Source organism: Phreatobacter sp. GW821-FHT04C01, assembly GCF_059420385.1.
Genome location: NZ_JBWKTP010000005.1, coordinates 38,286 through 54,025, shown reverse-complemented (window position 1 = coordinate 54,025; position 15,740 = coordinate 38,286). Strand labels below are relative to the sequence as shown.

12 protein-coding genes are annotated in these 15,740 nt (G+C 63.3%); 3 read left to right on the top strand and 9 right to left on the bottom strand.

The genetic code is table 11. From position 1 onward, the window contains the following. Nucleotides 1-99: 99 nt before the first annotated feature. The 5 genes from AC07WJ_RS19620 to AC07WJ_RS19600 form a co-directional block, all read right to left on the bottom strand. The gene (locus tag AC07WJ_RS19620; protein ID WP_494936321.1) at nt 100-1,206 is read right to left on the bottom strand and encodes a helix-turn-helix transcriptional regulator; all 1,107 of its coding nucleotides are present in this window, start codon (nt 1,204-1,206) and stop codon (nt 100-102) included. Nucleotides 1,207-1,435: 229 nt separating this feature from the next. After that, complete coding sequence (locus tag AC07WJ_RS19615; protein WP_494936320.1) at nt 1,436-1,870, bottom strand: SRPBCC family protein; 435 nt, start codon at nt 1,868-1,870, stop codon at nt 1,436-1,438. Then, the gene (locus tag AC07WJ_RS19610) at nt 1,870-2,232 is read right to left on the bottom strand and encodes an ArsR/SmtB family transcription factor (RefSeq protein ID WP_494936319.1); all 363 of its coding nucleotides are present in this window, start codon (nt 2,230-2,232) and stop codon (nt 1,870-1,872) included. Before AC07WJ_RS19610 ends, AC07WJ_RS19615 begins: the two co-directional genes overlap by 1 nt. Nucleotides 2,233-2,557: 325 nt before the next feature. Further along, complete coding sequence (queE, locus tag AC07WJ_RS19605) at nt 2,558-3,190, bottom strand: 7-carboxy-7-deazaguanine synthase (RefSeq protein WP_494936318.1); 633 nt, start codon at nt 3,188-3,190, stop codon at nt 2,558-2,560. A gap of 259 nt (nt 3,191-3,449) precedes the next feature. Next, on the bottom strand, nt 3,450-4,181 hold the full coding sequence (locus tag AC07WJ_RS19600) for an outer membrane protein (RefSeq protein WP_494936317.1): 732 nt from the start codon (nt 4,179-4,181) through the stop codon (nt 3,450-3,452). A 405-nt stretch (nt 4,182-4,586) separates the two neighbouring features. Here AC07WJ_RS19600 and AC07WJ_RS19595 point away from each other — a divergent pair, with 405 nt between their 5' ends. Continuing rightward, on the top strand, nt 4,587-5,072 hold the full coding sequence (locus AC07WJ_RS19595; protein WP_494936316.1) for a hypothetical protein: 486 nt from the start codon (nt 4,587-4,589) through the stop codon (nt 5,070-5,072). 111 nt (nt 5,073-5,183) lie between these two features. Here AC07WJ_RS19595 and AC07WJ_RS19590 read toward each other — a convergent pair whose 3' ends face one another. Further along, on the bottom strand, nt 5,184-5,792 hold the full coding sequence (locus AC07WJ_RS19590; RefSeq protein ID WP_494936315.1) for a UPF0149 family protein: 609 nt from the start codon (nt 5,790-5,792) through the stop codon (nt 5,184-5,186). A gap of 452 nt (nt 5,793-6,244) precedes the next feature. On the opposite strand from AC07WJ_RS19590, the gene AC07WJ_RS19585 reads away from it, so the two are divergent. Continuing rightward, entirely contained in the window at nt 6,245-7,057 is an 813-nt protein-coding gene (locus AC07WJ_RS19585) for a hypothetical protein (RefSeq protein ID WP_494936314.1), read from the top strand. Beyond that, nucleotides 7,054-9,768: a hypothetical protein gene (locus tag AC07WJ_RS19580; protein ID WP_494936313.1), complete on the top strand. Its 2,715-nt coding sequence runs from the start codon at nt 7,054-7,056 to the stop codon at nt 9,766-9,768. Before AC07WJ_RS19585 ends, AC07WJ_RS19580 begins: the two co-directional genes overlap by 4 nt. Nucleotides 9,769-9,786: 18 nt before the next feature. Here AC07WJ_RS19580 and AC07WJ_RS19575 read toward each other — a convergent pair whose 3' ends face one another. The 3 genes from AC07WJ_RS19575 to AC07WJ_RS19565 are packed head-to-tail and all read right to left on the bottom strand — an operon-like array spanning nt 9,787 to nt 15,739. Beyond that, nucleotides 9,787-11,847: an AIPR family protein gene (locus AC07WJ_RS19575; RefSeq protein WP_494936312.1), complete on the bottom strand. Its 2,061-nt coding sequence runs from the start codon at nt 11,845-11,847 to the stop codon at nt 9,787-9,789. Next, on the bottom strand, nt 11,847-12,848 hold the full coding sequence (locus tag AC07WJ_RS19570; RefSeq protein ID WP_494936311.1) for a PD-(D/E)XK motif protein: 1,002 nt from the start codon (nt 12,846-12,848) through the stop codon (nt 11,847-11,849). The genes AC07WJ_RS19575 and AC07WJ_RS19570 overlap by 1 nt, the downstream gene beginning before the upstream one ends. Then, nucleotides 12,845-15,739 (bottom strand): Z1 domain-containing protein, encoded by a 2,895-nt coding sequence (locus AC07WJ_RS19565; protein WP_494936310.1) that lies wholly within the window; start codon nt 15,737-15,739, stop codon nt 12,845-12,847. The genes AC07WJ_RS19570 and AC07WJ_RS19565 overlap by 4 nt, the downstream gene beginning before the upstream one ends. Nucleotide 15,740 lies beyond the last annotated feature (1 nt).

The window sequence follows — 15,740 nt, the reverse complement described above, 5'->3', positions numbered from 1 at the left end:
CGTCGGCGGGGTTACGAGTGCCTCATCGGAGAGCGGCGGGGCGCTGCATGTTTCGCATCATGCCCCATTCGCCACTCCCCATTCGCTATTCGCCCCTCGCTACTTCCCCCAACTCGCCGTGCCGACGAGCAACCGCACCAGGTCGGCCTGGCGGCGCGTGCCGGTCTTGGCCATGACGCCTTTCAACTGGCTGCGGATGGTTTCGCGGCCGAGGCCGTGGCGGGTGGCGATGCCGTCGAGCGTATCGCCCGAGGCCAGGCCCTTGGCGACCCGCGCTTCGGCGGCGGTGAGATCGAACAGGCCCTGCAGGACGCCCGATTCGATCCGGCCGGCGCGGGCGACGGGGGCGCAGACCAGCAGCCAGCGGGTCGACGAGAAAATGTCATTGGCGGCTCCCGCGACCGGCACCAGGTGCACCACCATGGGCGCCATGTCGGGCCCCGCCGGCACCGGGAAGGTCAGGCCCGAGACGCCGGAACGCAGCGCCTGCAGCCCCAGGCCGAACAGCTTGTCGGCCTCCCGGTCGTTGAATTTCAACCGCTCGCGCCAGTCGCGCGCGACATCGGGCAGCAGCGTCTGGAACAGGTCGTTGGCGACCTTCAGCCGGCCCTCGGCGGAAAGGGCCGCGGCCGGCAGGCCGATCGCCGACAGCGCCTGCACCGCGGCGCGCGCCTGTTCCAGCCTGAGCCGGGCCGCCAGGAAGGCGGCGCGCGCGATATGCGGCCGAAGGTTGGTCAGCCGCTCCATCCGGTCGCGCGCCACCGGGCCCATCACATAAGGCCGATGCACGGAGACGGTGATATGGGTGTCGGTCGGACCGGAAATCACCGTGCCGGCGGTCCAGGCCAGGCCGTTCGGCCGCATGAATTCAAGGTAGAAACGCGAACCCTCGAGTTCGGCTTCGTCGAACACGTCATATTCGCCGATGAAGTCCGGCAGGCCACGGGCGATCGCCCGGTCCGACAGGGGATTGCGCGCGCCCCAGCCGTCACGCGTATAGATATCCATGGCTTCCGCGATCAGGGGATTGCCGATCCAGCCATTGACCTCGGCGCCATCCGTGGCGATCAGCACCGCGGCGCGGCAATCGGCGAGCGTCGCCAGCGTATCGAGCGTGCGCGGCCACAGCTCAGGCACGGCCGCTGCTTCATAAATCCGGTCGATCAGTTCGCCTTCGTCATCAGGCGATGCGCCCCGTGCCAGCATGTCCAGACCTTCGACACGCCGGAGCATTGGACGCCCGGCTCGCGGAAGGCTGCCATGGAGTCGGGTCGATGTCGTCTCATTTTGTGCAAAGTACCCGGGGGCTTTGCGCATGGCGGCGTCGGGCGGGGCGGGGGAAGAGGCGAACGGCCGATGGCGAGCAGGCCATGATGCGAGACGCGCGACCCCTCTCTCGTAAGCGCGAAGGTTCACGCGACTTGGGCATCATGGCCTATTCGCCGTCCAGCACTCCCGCCATCCTGTCCAGCGCCGCGCTCCAGCCGTGATGGTGGCGGTCGCGCGCGGCTTCGTCATGGAACTGCTCATGGGTCAGGGTCAGAAGCGTGCCGCTGCCATCCGGCGACAGGGTCACGGTGACCAGCGATTCCCGCTCCGGCGTAGAATGCCAGGCCCAGGTGAAGACCAGCCGTTCCGGCGGGGCGACCTCGCGATAGAGGCCGCCGATCTGGTGGCGCTCACCATCGGCCATGCGGCTGATGACATGGAACCGGCCGCCGACCCGGATGTCGAGTTCGGCGCTTGCGCCGACGGTGCCGTGCGGACCCCACCAGCGCACCAGCACGGTTGGATCGGTGAAGGCAGCCCACACCTTGGGCGGGGGCGCCTTGAAATGGCGGCGCAAGGTCAGGCTGGGTGTGCCGATCATCACGCCACCTCGCCGGTCCGGCCGGGTGGAATCTCGTCCTGGTCGAGCAGGGCCGCCAACCGGTCGAGGCCTTCGGACCAGAAGCGCTCGTAGCGGGCGAGCCAGGCCATGGCCTCCTCCATCGGGCCGGGGGTGAGCCGGCAGGCGACGGTGCGGCCGGTCTTCTCCCGGCTGATCAGGCCCGCGTCGGAGAGCACGTCGAGATGTTTCATGATCGCCGGCAGCGACACCGGGAAGGGCCGGGCGAGCTCCGACACCGACAGGCCGTCGGCCTGTTCCATGCGGGCGAGCAAGGCCCGGCGGGTCGGATCGGCAAGCGCTGAAAAGGTGCGGTCGAGAGCCGCGTCGGATAACTTAACCATAGGGTTAAGCGTGGGGCGGGGAAGGGACGGTGTCAAGGGGCGAATGGCGAATGACGAATAGGGCATGATGCGCCGAGCGCCAACAACCCTCTCCCAGAGGGAGAGGGGGGCGCCGTCAGGCGCCGGGTGAGGGGCGTGGGCGTTCAGACCTGATGCCGGTGCGCGTCGCGCACATGGCCATGTCCGGAGAGGGACGTCCCCTCACCCGGCCGCTGCCGCGGCCACCCTCTCCGTCTGGGAGAGGGTTGATCGCGTTGAGCTTTTTGGGGTGACGGCGGCCCGTGGCGCATGACGCCCCACTCGCCACTCGCCACTCGCCACTCGCCTACCTGATCCCGATTGCCTTATGCGTCTGCACGCTGAGCCGCCATTGCGGATGGTCCAGGCAATAGGCCACCGCCGCGCGCATATTCGCGGCGGCCTCCGGCCCGTCCATCGGCTGCAGGCAGAAGAAGCCGAAATCCAGCCCGGCAAAGCTTTCGGGCATGGCGTCCGGCTGTGGGAACACCAGTTTCAGCTCGTCGCCGCGGCGTTGTTTCAGCGTGGTGCCGGCCTTGGGGCTGACGCAGATCCAGTCGAGCCCGGCGGGGGCCTCGATCGTGCCGTTGGTCTCCACCGCGATGGTGAAGCCCTCGGCATGCAAGGCGCCGATCAAGGCTTCGTCCACCTGCAACAACGGCTCGCCGCCGGTCAGCACGCAGAAGCGCCGCTCGCGCGCGCCGCGCCATTCCGCCGCGACCGCCGCGGCCAGCGCCTGGGCGGTGCCGTAGCGGCCGCCGCGGGTGCCGTCCATGCCGACGAAATCGGTGTCGCAGAAGCGGCACTGGGCGCTCGCCCGGTCTTCCTCGCGGCCGGACCACAGGTTGCAGCCGGAAAAGCGGCAGAACACCGCCGCGCGGCCGGCCTGCGCGCCCTCGCCCTGCAGCGTCAGGAAGATCTCCTTGACCGCATAGCTCATGAGGTCGGGTCCGGGGCGGCGAGACGGGGCATAGGCGAGACGAGCCTGTCCTGCAGGATGGGGTGGGCGTGATGGGGAATGGGTTTTTGGCCGGGACAGCCCAGGCCGGGGCCTTCTAGCAGCCCGGTGCCCGCCGCGCGACCCCAAAATGGCGGGCGGCCGGGCCGCGCGCGCCGCGCGCTCCATTCGCCATTCGCCCAAAAGCAAACGGGCCGCCCGAAGGCGGCCCGCTCAAGGCATTCACCGCGGGGTGAAGCGATCAATAACGGCCGAACACCGAACCGCCGCCGGTGTTGAACAGATAGTTCACGCCGAGCTTGACGGTGTGGATGTTCTGGCTGACGCGGTCGCCCGGAACGAAGACGTTGGTACGATCGCCGAAGCCGTAATAGAGATATTCGACCTTGGCGGTCCAGTTCGGGGTGAAGGCATATTCGACGCCGCCACCGACGGTATAGCCGACGCGGGTGGAGTTGCTCGCGATATTGAGCGCCGGAACGGCGATCGACGAATAGCGGTCGTTGAAGGTGGCGAAGCCGAGACCGCCGGTGGCGTAGATCAGCACGCGGTCGAAGGCATAGCCGGCGCGCAGGCGCAGCGAGCCGAGGAACGGCGTCGACGAGCGGCGCGCGTCGCCGGCGAAGGCGCCGGCCGGATCGGCGAACACCGTCTTGCTGTTGCTGGCGAGCGAAACGTCACCCTCGACACCGAGGACGAACTGGTTGATCTGCCAGTTATAGCCGGCCTGAACGCCGCCGAACACGCCGTTGGTGCTCAGGCCGCTGCTGAAGGCGGTCAGCGACGGATCGGTATAGTTCGAGCGCGCGCCGGCCCACCCGATATGCGCGCCGACATAGAAGCCGGTCCAGGTGAAGGCGGGAACCGCGATGATCGCCTGAGGCACCTCGACGCGCCGGACGCCGAGATCGGCGGCCTGGGCGCCGGAGGCGAGGGCTGCGAGAGCCGTGCCCGCGAGGAGAAGCTTCTTCATGATGTCGTCCCTTCTGTAACCTCAATACGAAAGCCGGCGGCACTGTGGCGAAATACCCTCGGCTGAGCCTTTCCCCGTGGACCCGGAAGCGGCCCGGCGCGGCGCGTACCATGCCCCGCGACATGACCGGATCTGGAACCCGGAATGTGCGGACAACGCGGGGATTGCGTGGCGGTTCCGTGGCGCGACAGCTTCAAAGTGTTTCGCCCGACGCTGTGGCCAATGGGGCACAGACGGCCGTTTCGGCCGCTGTTCGGGCCCGATCCGGCTCATTTTTGCCGCCAACCCGCCGGAATGGCCGTCCGCGGTCGGTCCGCGCGGCAGCCGTGCCGCCCGCGGCCTTGGCCGGGGCGGGCGGGCGCGGCACCATCAGGGCCATGTTCCGTTGAAGGCCAGGAGACGCCGATGACCCGAGATCTGCCCGCCGAGCCGGCCGCCGGGCCCGCCGCCGCGCGCCGCGCCGGCTCCGGCCTTTCGATCGCGGCCCGCGCCGGCCTCCCGCGTCTCGCCCTCGGCCCGATGCTGGCAGGGTCGATGCTGACGGGAGCGATCCTGGCCTGGCCGATCCTGGCCGCCCCGGCGCTCGCGGCCGACGCCGCCCTGCCGCTGGAGCCCGGCCTCTATCTCCCCGCTACCGTGCGCTGCGGCCACCAGGACGCCGCCACCGAGGTGTTCAACATCGACACCCGCGGCATCTCGACCAACCGCATGGCCTGCACCGTGCGCGCCGTCGCCGGCCGCCCCGGCGCCTATGAAGCCACCTGCCGCGAGGGCGAGGACGCCGCCGCCACCGACCAGCCCGCGATCACCCGCGCCATCCGCGTGCTGTCGCAGCGCAGCCTGACACTCGATGGCGAGAATTACCGGTTCTGCCAGGCACTGGACGATTGAGGGGGAGGAGGGAGGCGCAACCGCCTCGCGCGTAACCCTCTCCCGCAGCGCGGGAGAGGGTGGCGCCGTCAGGCGCCGGGTGAGGACAGCCGCGCACTCCACCCCATCCCCTCAATTCAGCCCGCAACACCGCTTGTATTTCTTCCCCGAGCCACACGGACAAGCATCATTGCGCCCGGGCTTGGCGGCGCGGGGCTTCACCTTCGCCCGGCTCTCACCCGCACCCCGCTGGGCCTGCCGCCACGCATGGATCGACCTGACCAATCCTGGAATGAGCACCGGTGCCTCCTCCGTCAGGGCTTCGACCTTCACCCCCGGCGCCGCCCGGCGCTGGTTGATATCGGCGAGCGTGATCAGGACGTTGAGCGCATAGCTCGCATCGACATCGGCTTCGATGAGCGGCCGCCAGGCCTCCGGCCTCAGCATCATCGCCGTCTCGAAACCGTCGATCCAGACCTCCCATAGGATCTCGCCGCTCGGCTCGTCGGTATCGATGATCGGCTCATAGGCCTCGCGCTGCTGCTCCAGCAGCGCCGCCGTGCCGTTGCAATGCTCCAGCACCAGCCGGAACAGCCTCTCGGCCTGCCCCTCGTCGTCGAAGATCCGCTCCTTGTCCCCGGGCGGAGCCCCCCAGACCATCGGCATCCACACATTCGCCTCGATCTTTTCGGGACAGATCACGATGGCGGCCAGAAAGCCGTCCAACTGGCTGAGGCTCATCGCATCACGCGCCCGCCATCGAGCAGCACGTAGAGCTCCTGCTCCAGCAGTTCCAGACGGTTCAACGGCTCCGGCGTGCGGTGTCCAGGGATGAGGGGGAGGGCGGCGGCGCGGTGGGCCGGCGAGGGGCGATAAGGCCGAGAGGATGGCCGAGATCGGCGGCGAGGTCGAGATGGGGGGGGAAGTGAGGCCTTTGCGCCGCCACCGGCGGCACAGCCGGTCCTGATCGACCCGCGGCCGAATCGCACGGGCGGCTAGGCGAACGCAACCAATCCTCGACCTCGGGGGCGGCGGAGCCGGCGAGTGAGGGGCCTTTCGCCTTCCAGCCCGAGGCCGGAACGCCCGACCCTCGCGGCCCACATTCCCCGCCCACGCGAACCGCGATTGACACCACAACCGTTTCTCGCAGATGACTGATCACGCCAATGGCTGGTGTCTAGGGAACGGATTGCGTGGCAGTACTAAGGCGACGAACAAGCGGCGATGCGAACTTCTCCCTGCGAGGTCGTGCGAATGCCGCGCCAAGGAACTTCTACCTAATCCATGTCACGGCCGTCGGGATTGGGCGCGAGATCATCCGGGCCGGACAGATTGAGACCCGGGCCTGCAAAGTTCTGAGTGAGAATCTCATCTACTTCTTCGCCATGAGACCCGCATACAAATTGCGCGACGCGGATAGAAAGAACGACATCCTGGATTTTTTCCCGCTTGTTTTTCTGGTCAGTACTGAGAATATAGGCGCACCTTATCATGTCTACCCGTTCGATACTGGCGGCGCTCTAGAAGGCGTGTTCGACGAAGGTGCAAGCCCTGCCGTATTTCTCGAAGATTATGCACTCGAAGAGACCTTGCAGGCGGTCAACGATCATATCGAGTGGGCGTTCGGGACACCGGCCGACTACTATGACGGGAAGCTGAAGCCCGATTTCGCGAAGAATATACCAGATTGGGACGCGGGTGCGAAAACATTTGCCAAGATATCCAGCCTAGCGTCGGTCGGAAGCAATCGGCCTGATCGGCGAGCATCAGCTATCGAAGTCGCTTATAGTCGGCATGTTTCGCTGAGCGAAGTAAAATTCGCCATTTTTCCCTATCAATTTCTTGAGGACCCGCATGGCCCTAACACCGACATGATTGACAGATTGACGGCTGCCGGGATTGCCTGGGAAACGTACCAATGGCGCGCGAACCGCGCGCCGGCCGACTTTCATAACGAAATCAACGCGCTGGTGCGTGAACATCTCGCCGCATGTCACCAGCTATGAGCGACAAACCGCTAAGCCTCCGCCTGATCGGATATTACCGGTGCGCCGGGCATGGCTTTGCCATGCCGCTCTACGGTCAGAGCGAAGGCGCAAACACGCTCTATGTCGCCCGCTGCTCGATATCCGGCGATCACCACGGCACGATCCAGGCCTTCGAGCCGGTCGATGTTGATGATCAGCGGCGGCTTCCCCATGGAGAATCTGTTGCGGTCGAGGTCGGCGAAGCTTGGCGTGACGTGTTCCTTTGGAATGACGCGGCCTATGTTGGAACGCCTGAGCAGCTCTGGGCTGAGCTGACGCCCTTTCACCCGGACGTCGAAGCGAGGGCCCCCCTCAGTCTTCTTGATCTCGCAGTCCATGCGGGCCGCAAGGAAGTCGCCGATTTAGCGCTGGCTGCCCATGGTTTCGTCCGGCAGAGATTTGGTGATTCGCATGCGCGGAGCTGGCGGCGACAGTTTGTGCGCCAGCAGGCTGAAGTTGCCCTTCGACAAGCGCTAGCCGATAAGCAACAAGATGATGCGTTGTTTCAGGCCGTCAGTCTTATCGAGGCAAACCCAGATGTCCTGACATTCGATTTGCCAGAGGCTCTCGCGGTCGCTGCTGCTCTATCGAGGGAGGCGGTCATGGGTACGATCGCGCCCGTAGCGCGGCTTGCGGCGCTTCTCGGCGCCTCTTTGGCCTCCATGCCCGATCGTGCGACGGTCACGCTGGCGGCGAAGGCCTTGCCGAAAGGAGATATCGCTCCGACCGCTGCTTCAAGCTCCGTATACCGGGAAGGTATGCCGGTGCTCGTCATCGCAGTGGGAAAACGCGCCCGAGATGTCGTCAACCACCTTCGATCCGCGACGGAGCGTGACATCCGTCCAGGTGACGAAGGATGGGAAATAGTCTTGGCGTCCCGAACCACGGTGTCTATTCCCGTGGAAGGCCGCGCGAGGACCGTCATCGCATTGGTTCTCGGAGAGGACGAGAAAGGTTCCGCCTATCTTCCCCCTGACCTTGAGCGTTTTCTTGAGCGACAGGCGCAATCAGGCGCGCTCATCCTGCTTGCGCCTGCATTGCCGGAGCTGCGGCCATCGACGCTGTTCGATGATCGCGGCATGCGATGGGGCCGGACACCGGTGATTCATGCAATACTGGACACAGCTGTCGCACGATCGCCATTTTGGTGGGGGAAAGCTAAGCGTTCATTTGATCGGCGTATTTCTGACGTTCTTCAGCTCGCCATATCAGTGGCGCAGTCGCCAATCGTTCGGCGCGAATTGCTTGAACGGCGACCGGAGGAGCTCATCCCCATTCTGTCGGTCGGCGTCACTCCTCGCCCGGGCGACAAGGAATCGCTGTTTGATGAACCGGGCGACCTGCGTCTCGGGTCAGAGGCCAGCTGGGTCGCAGGCGATCCAAAAAGAAGCGATCCTGCCGTCCTATTTTCGGTCCGTATCAATCCGGAAGAAGTCGATAGCTTCAGCTACGATACGCAGTTGATCGTTGAGGGGCGTAGGCGTGAAAATCGGTTCCCTGAATTCGCGGGTCGGGTACTTGCGCCAATTCTTGGTCGCCGAAACAAGCGGGCGTTCGGAGCCGCGTCGCGGATGGAACAAATAGCCTATGTTCCGGATCAGGTGATACAGGTGCTGCGAGCTCCTGAATATGCCGGTGCATTTACCATCGGCCATGAATTCGGCGACAAGTTCAACCTTACCGTGACGGGAGAGGCGCCATCGCTGGATGCTGTTGAGCAGGCGCACCGGCTTGGCTGGAGAATAGCGCGATACACTGACAGCTCGACGCTGCGACAGCTTTCCGAAGCAGCGGATGAAGCGATCACCCTCCCCGATGAAATCGATATCGGGCCGATCCGTTCCCACGAGATCAATCGACGCTTAGCTACGCGTGGCATCGATCAGCGCGATGTTGTTCGCGTCAGTTATGATCTTCTGTCCGAATGGCTCGATGGTCTGCCCGCAGCAGAACGCGCTGCGGCGCGCCGGAACGCGCGCCCCCTGCGCTCAGCTACAAGGCCCTATGGCGAGCACGACAACGATCATCTTCTCGTGCGGGACTATGTCCTCGGGTCTGATCCGGCGGCCCGAAGGTTGCTTTCACTGATATCGTCGCATGGCAAGAAGTTTCCGGATTTTCGACCAATGAAACGATCTCGGGATCTGATCAAATGCTGGACGCCACCGTCACGCGGCTTCCAGCGCTATGCGATGGTTGATGGCAGCGTCCCGATCATTCTGCTCGAAATGCGAGACGATGAGGTGCCGGTCCAGGACCTCTTCATCATTGATGGCGATCTGGCTGTGCCTGCACTGTTCCGCTCTCGCGTTTTCGCGGTCTGGGCGCGCGCAACACTGCCGGCCGCAAGCAGCTGGATGGCCCGATTCTCTGTTGCCAATACCTTTGGCGGCTTTCCACTTGCCGAACCATTTCGCATTGTCGACCAGGAGGGCAGTCTGCCGGCTCTGGTTGCGGACGGCGCGCCGTCCATCGTGGGCGAGCTAGCGTGGGAGATCGGGCAGCACATAGCACGTGCGCTCGGCAGCCAGCCGGCAGGAAGCTGGAAGGAGGCGCATCGCGTGAGTGATGGGTTGCCGGCAATGCAGCGCCTGAACGAGATCGTCCTAAACGCCTATGGTCTTCCCAAGGACGCAGATGATATCCACATCCTTCGGCGTCTTCAGGAGAAGAACGCCGCGTCTAACTGAGAATAGTGATGGCGGGTCTTACATCTCCGGTCCAGCTGACCCGCTGTTGAAACCTTGTTCGGCGGCGATCTCAAGAATCCGTACGCCATGTTTGGCCTGTTTGGCGGTTGGTGCCCGTTCCCATCCATTGCCCGCGTAGCTGCTAAACGTGTGGGCGATACCGCTTTGCCACTTGGCGAGGTGACCGGTCCGCGTGCCCCAGAGATGAATCGCAAACCATTGCTCTGCCGACAGGCGCATGCACGCGGCGGACGAGGCGTGATCATCCTGCGACGAGGACTCTTCTGTAGAGGTGGACCGATCGTCGCTGCCCCACTCGGCCGGTAGCGCGCCTTCAATCGGCAGGTTTAGCTGCCGAACGGCAGTCCAGCACGCCTCCTTCTTTGTCCATTCTGTGACATTCCGACCCACGGCGCTGGATTGAATCTGCCGATCCACGGCATGCGACCATGCGCGCATCAGCGCCTCCAGTTCTTCGCTCAGCGATTGGCGCTGCCAGACTACGTCGAGCCGCAATCTGCCACCGGTCCGGTGCGACAAGTAGGAAACGAGGTAGGTGGCGATATTGATGCGGTATGCCGGAAAGCCTTCGCGTCGGACGATACGCTGTGCCGCGAGGAATACGATCGCCTGTGCGATCGCATCGCGATAGAAGGCCTCATCTGGCTCCCATTTGTTGCCGCGGCTGTCCCGCATACGCCGCATGTAGGCGATGAAGTTCTTCTGTACGCCACCGCTGACGACGTGCGGCAGCCGGCTCCAGCTGTTGAGGTAGCGGGCCAGGTCGGTTTTCATAATCCGGTTTGCGGGTGGGGTTCTTTCGCGGAACGCGCGCGCGCGCGTTTCGCTCGTTCCCTCGCTGCTTAACGCGGTTTGATACTGTCCGCGTGATCGTTCGTAGAACCAGCGTGTGCGTTCGCCCGGCGCCCAGATATCTTTCGATAGTCTCTCCATTGCGATGTGGAACGGCTCGTTGGATGAGAAGTCTGCTTCCTGGATGACGTTCTGCGTGTTGGCGTAGCGAGAGATCTGAGGAACCATCTCCTCCACGTTCTCGGGTCGCAGGCGGGTGATCTTTGCAGGCACGTGAACTCGGGACAGATCGAGGCGGTCGCGCTTGCGGGCACGATGAATCGAAGCGGTCGTCTGGCCGCCATTAACGATCTGCATGCCCCTGAAGCCGATGATTACGGTCGAGCCGTCCACCACAGCTGTGCGCACTTCATCCGCCGTAACCGAGATGCCGTTGTTATATGCCATGAAGTGGCCTGGCTGGTCGCGAATAGTATCTCGGATGCCACGGTTGACCTTTCCCGTTGCCTGGAGAAACGCCCGAACGTTGAATTCCAGAATACGCGGCCCGTAAGCCTCATAGAGTTCGTAAAGCGTATTGCCCGAGAAAATGGCGAGATGGGTTTCATAGGGCTCTGCGCCCGCCGGCATGGCAACACATGGAATTGGCGGCATACCAAGCGACGCTAAGTCGATGTCGATAACCTCGCGGGTCTGGCCCGAGCGCATCGTTCGCATCAGGCGGCGGAGGTCGTAAATCTCGAACGTCGTATCGACGCCTGCTACCGTCGCTGCATTGAGCGTCCGCGTGGCCGTTAGACCATCCGTGATGACAATGACACGGGCCTGTCTAGTGCCCGCGGCAAGAAGCTCAGACATGCGCTGCATCATGGCGAAGCGATCGCTCGCCGTTTCGAGTTCGAGGTGGATGCTTCGACTGGCCGCGACTAGGGCACGTGCACCTTGACCTGCAACGCGTGCCACTTCCGACGTCGAGATCGTCGACGGAATTTCAGTGGCGTTGAAGATGGCGACCAGTATATCAATTCGCTCGCCATCATCAGGAACTGCGTAGCCGTTCACCTTGACGTGGCCAGTCCCGGCCTTGCCAGAGAAATGGCAGGTCACCGGGTTCTCGATCATCCCGATGTCGGCGAGATGCTCGGCGATGACGTCGACAAACGCATTCTCGGTGAAGTCGCCCCCGTCCAGGTCGCCAAGCGCGCGATCCGCGACTTCGGACTGAAGTTCTGAAGCGAATCTGGGGAGATCACGATCCTCCACCATCAATTAGCCACCCGGGTGAGCGAGGCAAGGGCCGTCGGAGGGACTGCCCATGGGGCGCATATGCCAAGGTCGATTTCGTAGGAACAATCCAGAACTCCGGAACGAAGTTCGCTCGGGGATATATGTGGGAAATCGGCCGTAACGTCGAATAGCTTCAAGTCGTCGGGCTCGAGGCGTAGCGCATAGTTCTCCCGGTGCGCGTCGACATAACCCGCGGCGAGAAGCAGCGCGGCGAACTGTGGGATCGCATGGGGTGCGTCTTCGACAAGGCGCAATCGGACAGCTTCGACCATCTCGGTCAGTGTTTCGCCGTTGGGTGAAGGGCTGAAGCGAAGATGTGCGAGCAGAATCCGGCCGCGCTCGATATCAAGTTGATCGGCGCTCGATATCGAAAGGCGACTCGGCGCCTGCCGCGCAGTTGCCTTAACCTCCAAATATCCGCCCACCAGGGTGAAATCATTGGGCTCGCCCCGCGGCCCAACCCAAGTGCCGAGAGCGCGCTCAAAGCCGAGAAGTGGTGCAATGTAATGGGTGAGGACGTGTAGCTCGCCCATCAGTCCGATCATCGCTGCTCCGGAAAGGCCATTGGGGCCGTGCTTCGCCATGAATGCCTGCCACACATGGAGACGGCCTACGAAACTGGAAACCGCTGAGCGTTGATTTGCCTGTTCTGCGGCATATCCTGCGGTGTCCCGACACAGGACTGCGAAGACCGCCGCATAAGCGGCATGGGCTAGCGACAAGGCGATCCGCACCCGCCCTGTATGGCTGTGTCCAAGCAGCGTCGTGTCGACGTGAAAGCCAGCTGACTTGGGCATGCGGACCGTGGACGATATCGCCGATGCGTCCACCTCGACGACAAGACCCGGCGTGCCATCGGGCTGATGAAGCCCGGCAGAGATTTCACAGGGCGCTTCGGGGTGAATCCGGCGAAGATGCCAGCCCGGTTCGGATCGCCGCTCGGCGCGCAACACCGCCCATGTGTCCTCAATAGCGGTCATGCATCACCATCATCGTCGTCTCCAGCTCCATAGATGCTGTTGACAACATAGCTCACGGACTGCGCGTTCAAACTGGCCGGAAAACTGATCCCGAGACCAACAGGCGCGGTGCCGATCGGGAGAAAGACGTGATCGAACTTTTGGCCATCAACGTCGATCTCCTGACGGCAGGCCAGCGGATAAAGTAATAGTAGACCGCGCGTGGCGGGGCGGTACTTGCGAAGGAAGGCGCCGGACGGCGCTTCCGGAGGTTTATCCGTCTTGCGAGTGCGCTTGGGTGGAGCTGCGAGCGTATCGGCCATCGCAGCGGCATAGGCTTCGGACTCGAGATCGACGGCTTCGTCGCGCGGGTTGAGCAGGCGGCGGATAACGAACCGCTCGCCCGGCTTGATTACCCTCGGACGCGACAGGTCTGGACCGTAGCCACCCTTTGGCTGGCGAATGACGCAGTTCACACTCCACGGCCCGAAAGTCGCGCTGTCTTCGCCATCGCCGCCGACCAGCAGGACATTCCAATCGGCTAGTTCGCCACGCTGGTTCTGCTGGCGGATATATCGTGCGAGCACAGGTGCGTTCGCTCGGGCTGCATCCTCGTGCGTGGAAAACATATCGAGAAACGACAGCACATGTCCGACGGGAACACCGCTCCACAGGTGCGAGCCTTTCCAGCGATTGGGCCGGCCGCTCGGTCGTCGCTGTTCGGGGTTGGGAATATGCATAATGCCGTCATCGGCCAGCCGTCCCAGAAAACCCGACGCAGCGGCTTGATTCTGATCGAGAACACGCTGGTTGGTGGAGAAGACGGTCGTTTCTGAAATGTCGCCCGCGAATGACACCTGCAATTCGGTGCCGTGCCGCATTTTGGCACGCGATGTGATAGTCAGGCTGGGGTGGTTGCGGACACGTAAGCCGAACTGGGTCGGGTCGGAGCCGATCGCTTCCATCCGGTCGAACTCGCGGCGAAGCTCGTCACTGGCCTGCGCGATGTGGCCGTACCAGTCGACGTGATCCTGTGTCGTGAACAGCCTGCACAGATCGAGATAGCCTGGTCGATAGCCGAACCAACGACCCATCTGCATAAGCGTGTCGTACATGGTCGATCCGCGCAAAAAATAGGTAATCGATAGCCCTTCAAGCGTCAGTCCACGGGCAAGCTTGTCGCCGCCGACCGCGATGACATTGAGGCCTCGGTCTTTGTTCAGGTCGTAGTCGAGAACGTCTGCCGAACTGCCATTGATCTCGCGCACGCTGATCGAACTGATCGTGGCCCGTAACGCCGCCTCTAACTGCTCCCAAGCAACCGGCGGACAGTCTTCGAGGCCAAGGTTGCGCGTAACCGGCTCGAACTCGCTCTCCCACAAGGCCCTGAAAGGCGAGAGCCCTGTCTCGCCGCCGTAGCGCACGCCATTGGTCAGCGTATCGAGCATTTCTTGGACTTGCGCGATCACGCGCTTTTGGACCGCCTGGAAACGGGTGACGTGGATGAGCATGCTGTTGTGCTCGCGGCTCTGGCCGCGTTCGCGCCGCGCCGCGACGACAAGCGCAAAACATCGCATCGCGGTGAGCAAGGATCCCGGAACGACGTCCTCGCCATCCACTCTCGGCACATGGAGGGCATTGTGCACTGGCGGCATCCAGCCCAGCGACTCGCGCCTTAAAAGGCTCGCGGCGTGGTCCTCGATCGGAATGATCAGGTCGGGAAGACCGGCGGCCACCTCCTCTCCGTCCTGATCCTCGCGGGCATGCCCGAATATGCGCGAGGCGCCGATATAGTTGTCGGGCGTTGGCATGTTGGCGATGAAATCGCGGGGGAAAAGATCTTGAAATTCCTTTCCGGTTTCGGCGTCGGGATGAATGAAAATGTTGGCAAACGGGGTTGCAGTGTAGCCAACATATGAAACCTGATCGAAGCTGCCGACGATCTGCCGGATCTTTGCATTGATCGCGGTTGGCTTGTGGTCGGCATCCGCAACGCCGCCCGTGAAAGTTTGTTGGCGCGTATCGACGGACGCATTGTCCGCCTCATCGTCGATTACTAGAAGCGGCATGCCTGTGAAGCGGGGCCGCCCCTGGTCAATGGAGTTGGCCGTGAGACGGATCCATTCCAGCACGCCGTCGAGCACGCTGCCGTTTTTCTTGACAACGAGCAACAGCGGGCGGCCGCCTGGATGGACGCCAAACTGCGACATCGTCTTCCAGTTGAAATCGCCCTTTTCTGTACGGTTGGTCGCCCAGTCGACAATTGCCGAGGGGTCGATCTGACCGGAGCCAATGACGCGTGAGCTCTTCTCACCGATCGGCACGCTGATCTTGCCAATAAAGCCTTCGTCAAGCCGGATCTGAGTTTGGCTGCGCAGATTATTGTTGAGGCCGGTCAGAACGATGATGACCTTGTAACCGGCGTCGGTCGCCTTACAGATGAGACCGGTATAGTTGCCGGTTTTCCCTGACTGCACCTCGCCGACAACCATCCCGCGCCGGTCGAACTTCCCCTCCTGCTCCGGGTTTCCGCATAAATCGAGAATGCGATCGGTGATGCGGTTGAGCGAGTTGATCGCCGGCTGTGGCAGCTGTCGCCGGATCAGGTAACTTCTGTACCTCTCCCAGAATTTCCAGCGAATCTCGTCGCGGCGCTCGTTGAGCCACGGCACGTGGCCGTCGTTCGCGCGAAGAACTGATTCCTCCCCGATGAAAGTGCTGAAGATCGTTGAGAGCTGCGCGATCGCGGCGTCGAGCGACGTTTCATCGCGCCACTCGGGAAACGCGGCGAGAAGGCGGTCAAGCGTGGCGCCGATCTCTTCGCGCGACAACGGAACGTCGATGGCGCGCTGAGAGAGCCTGAGCTGAGCCATCTGGACGAGTTCGAGCTGAAAATCGGGATTGACGGCCATG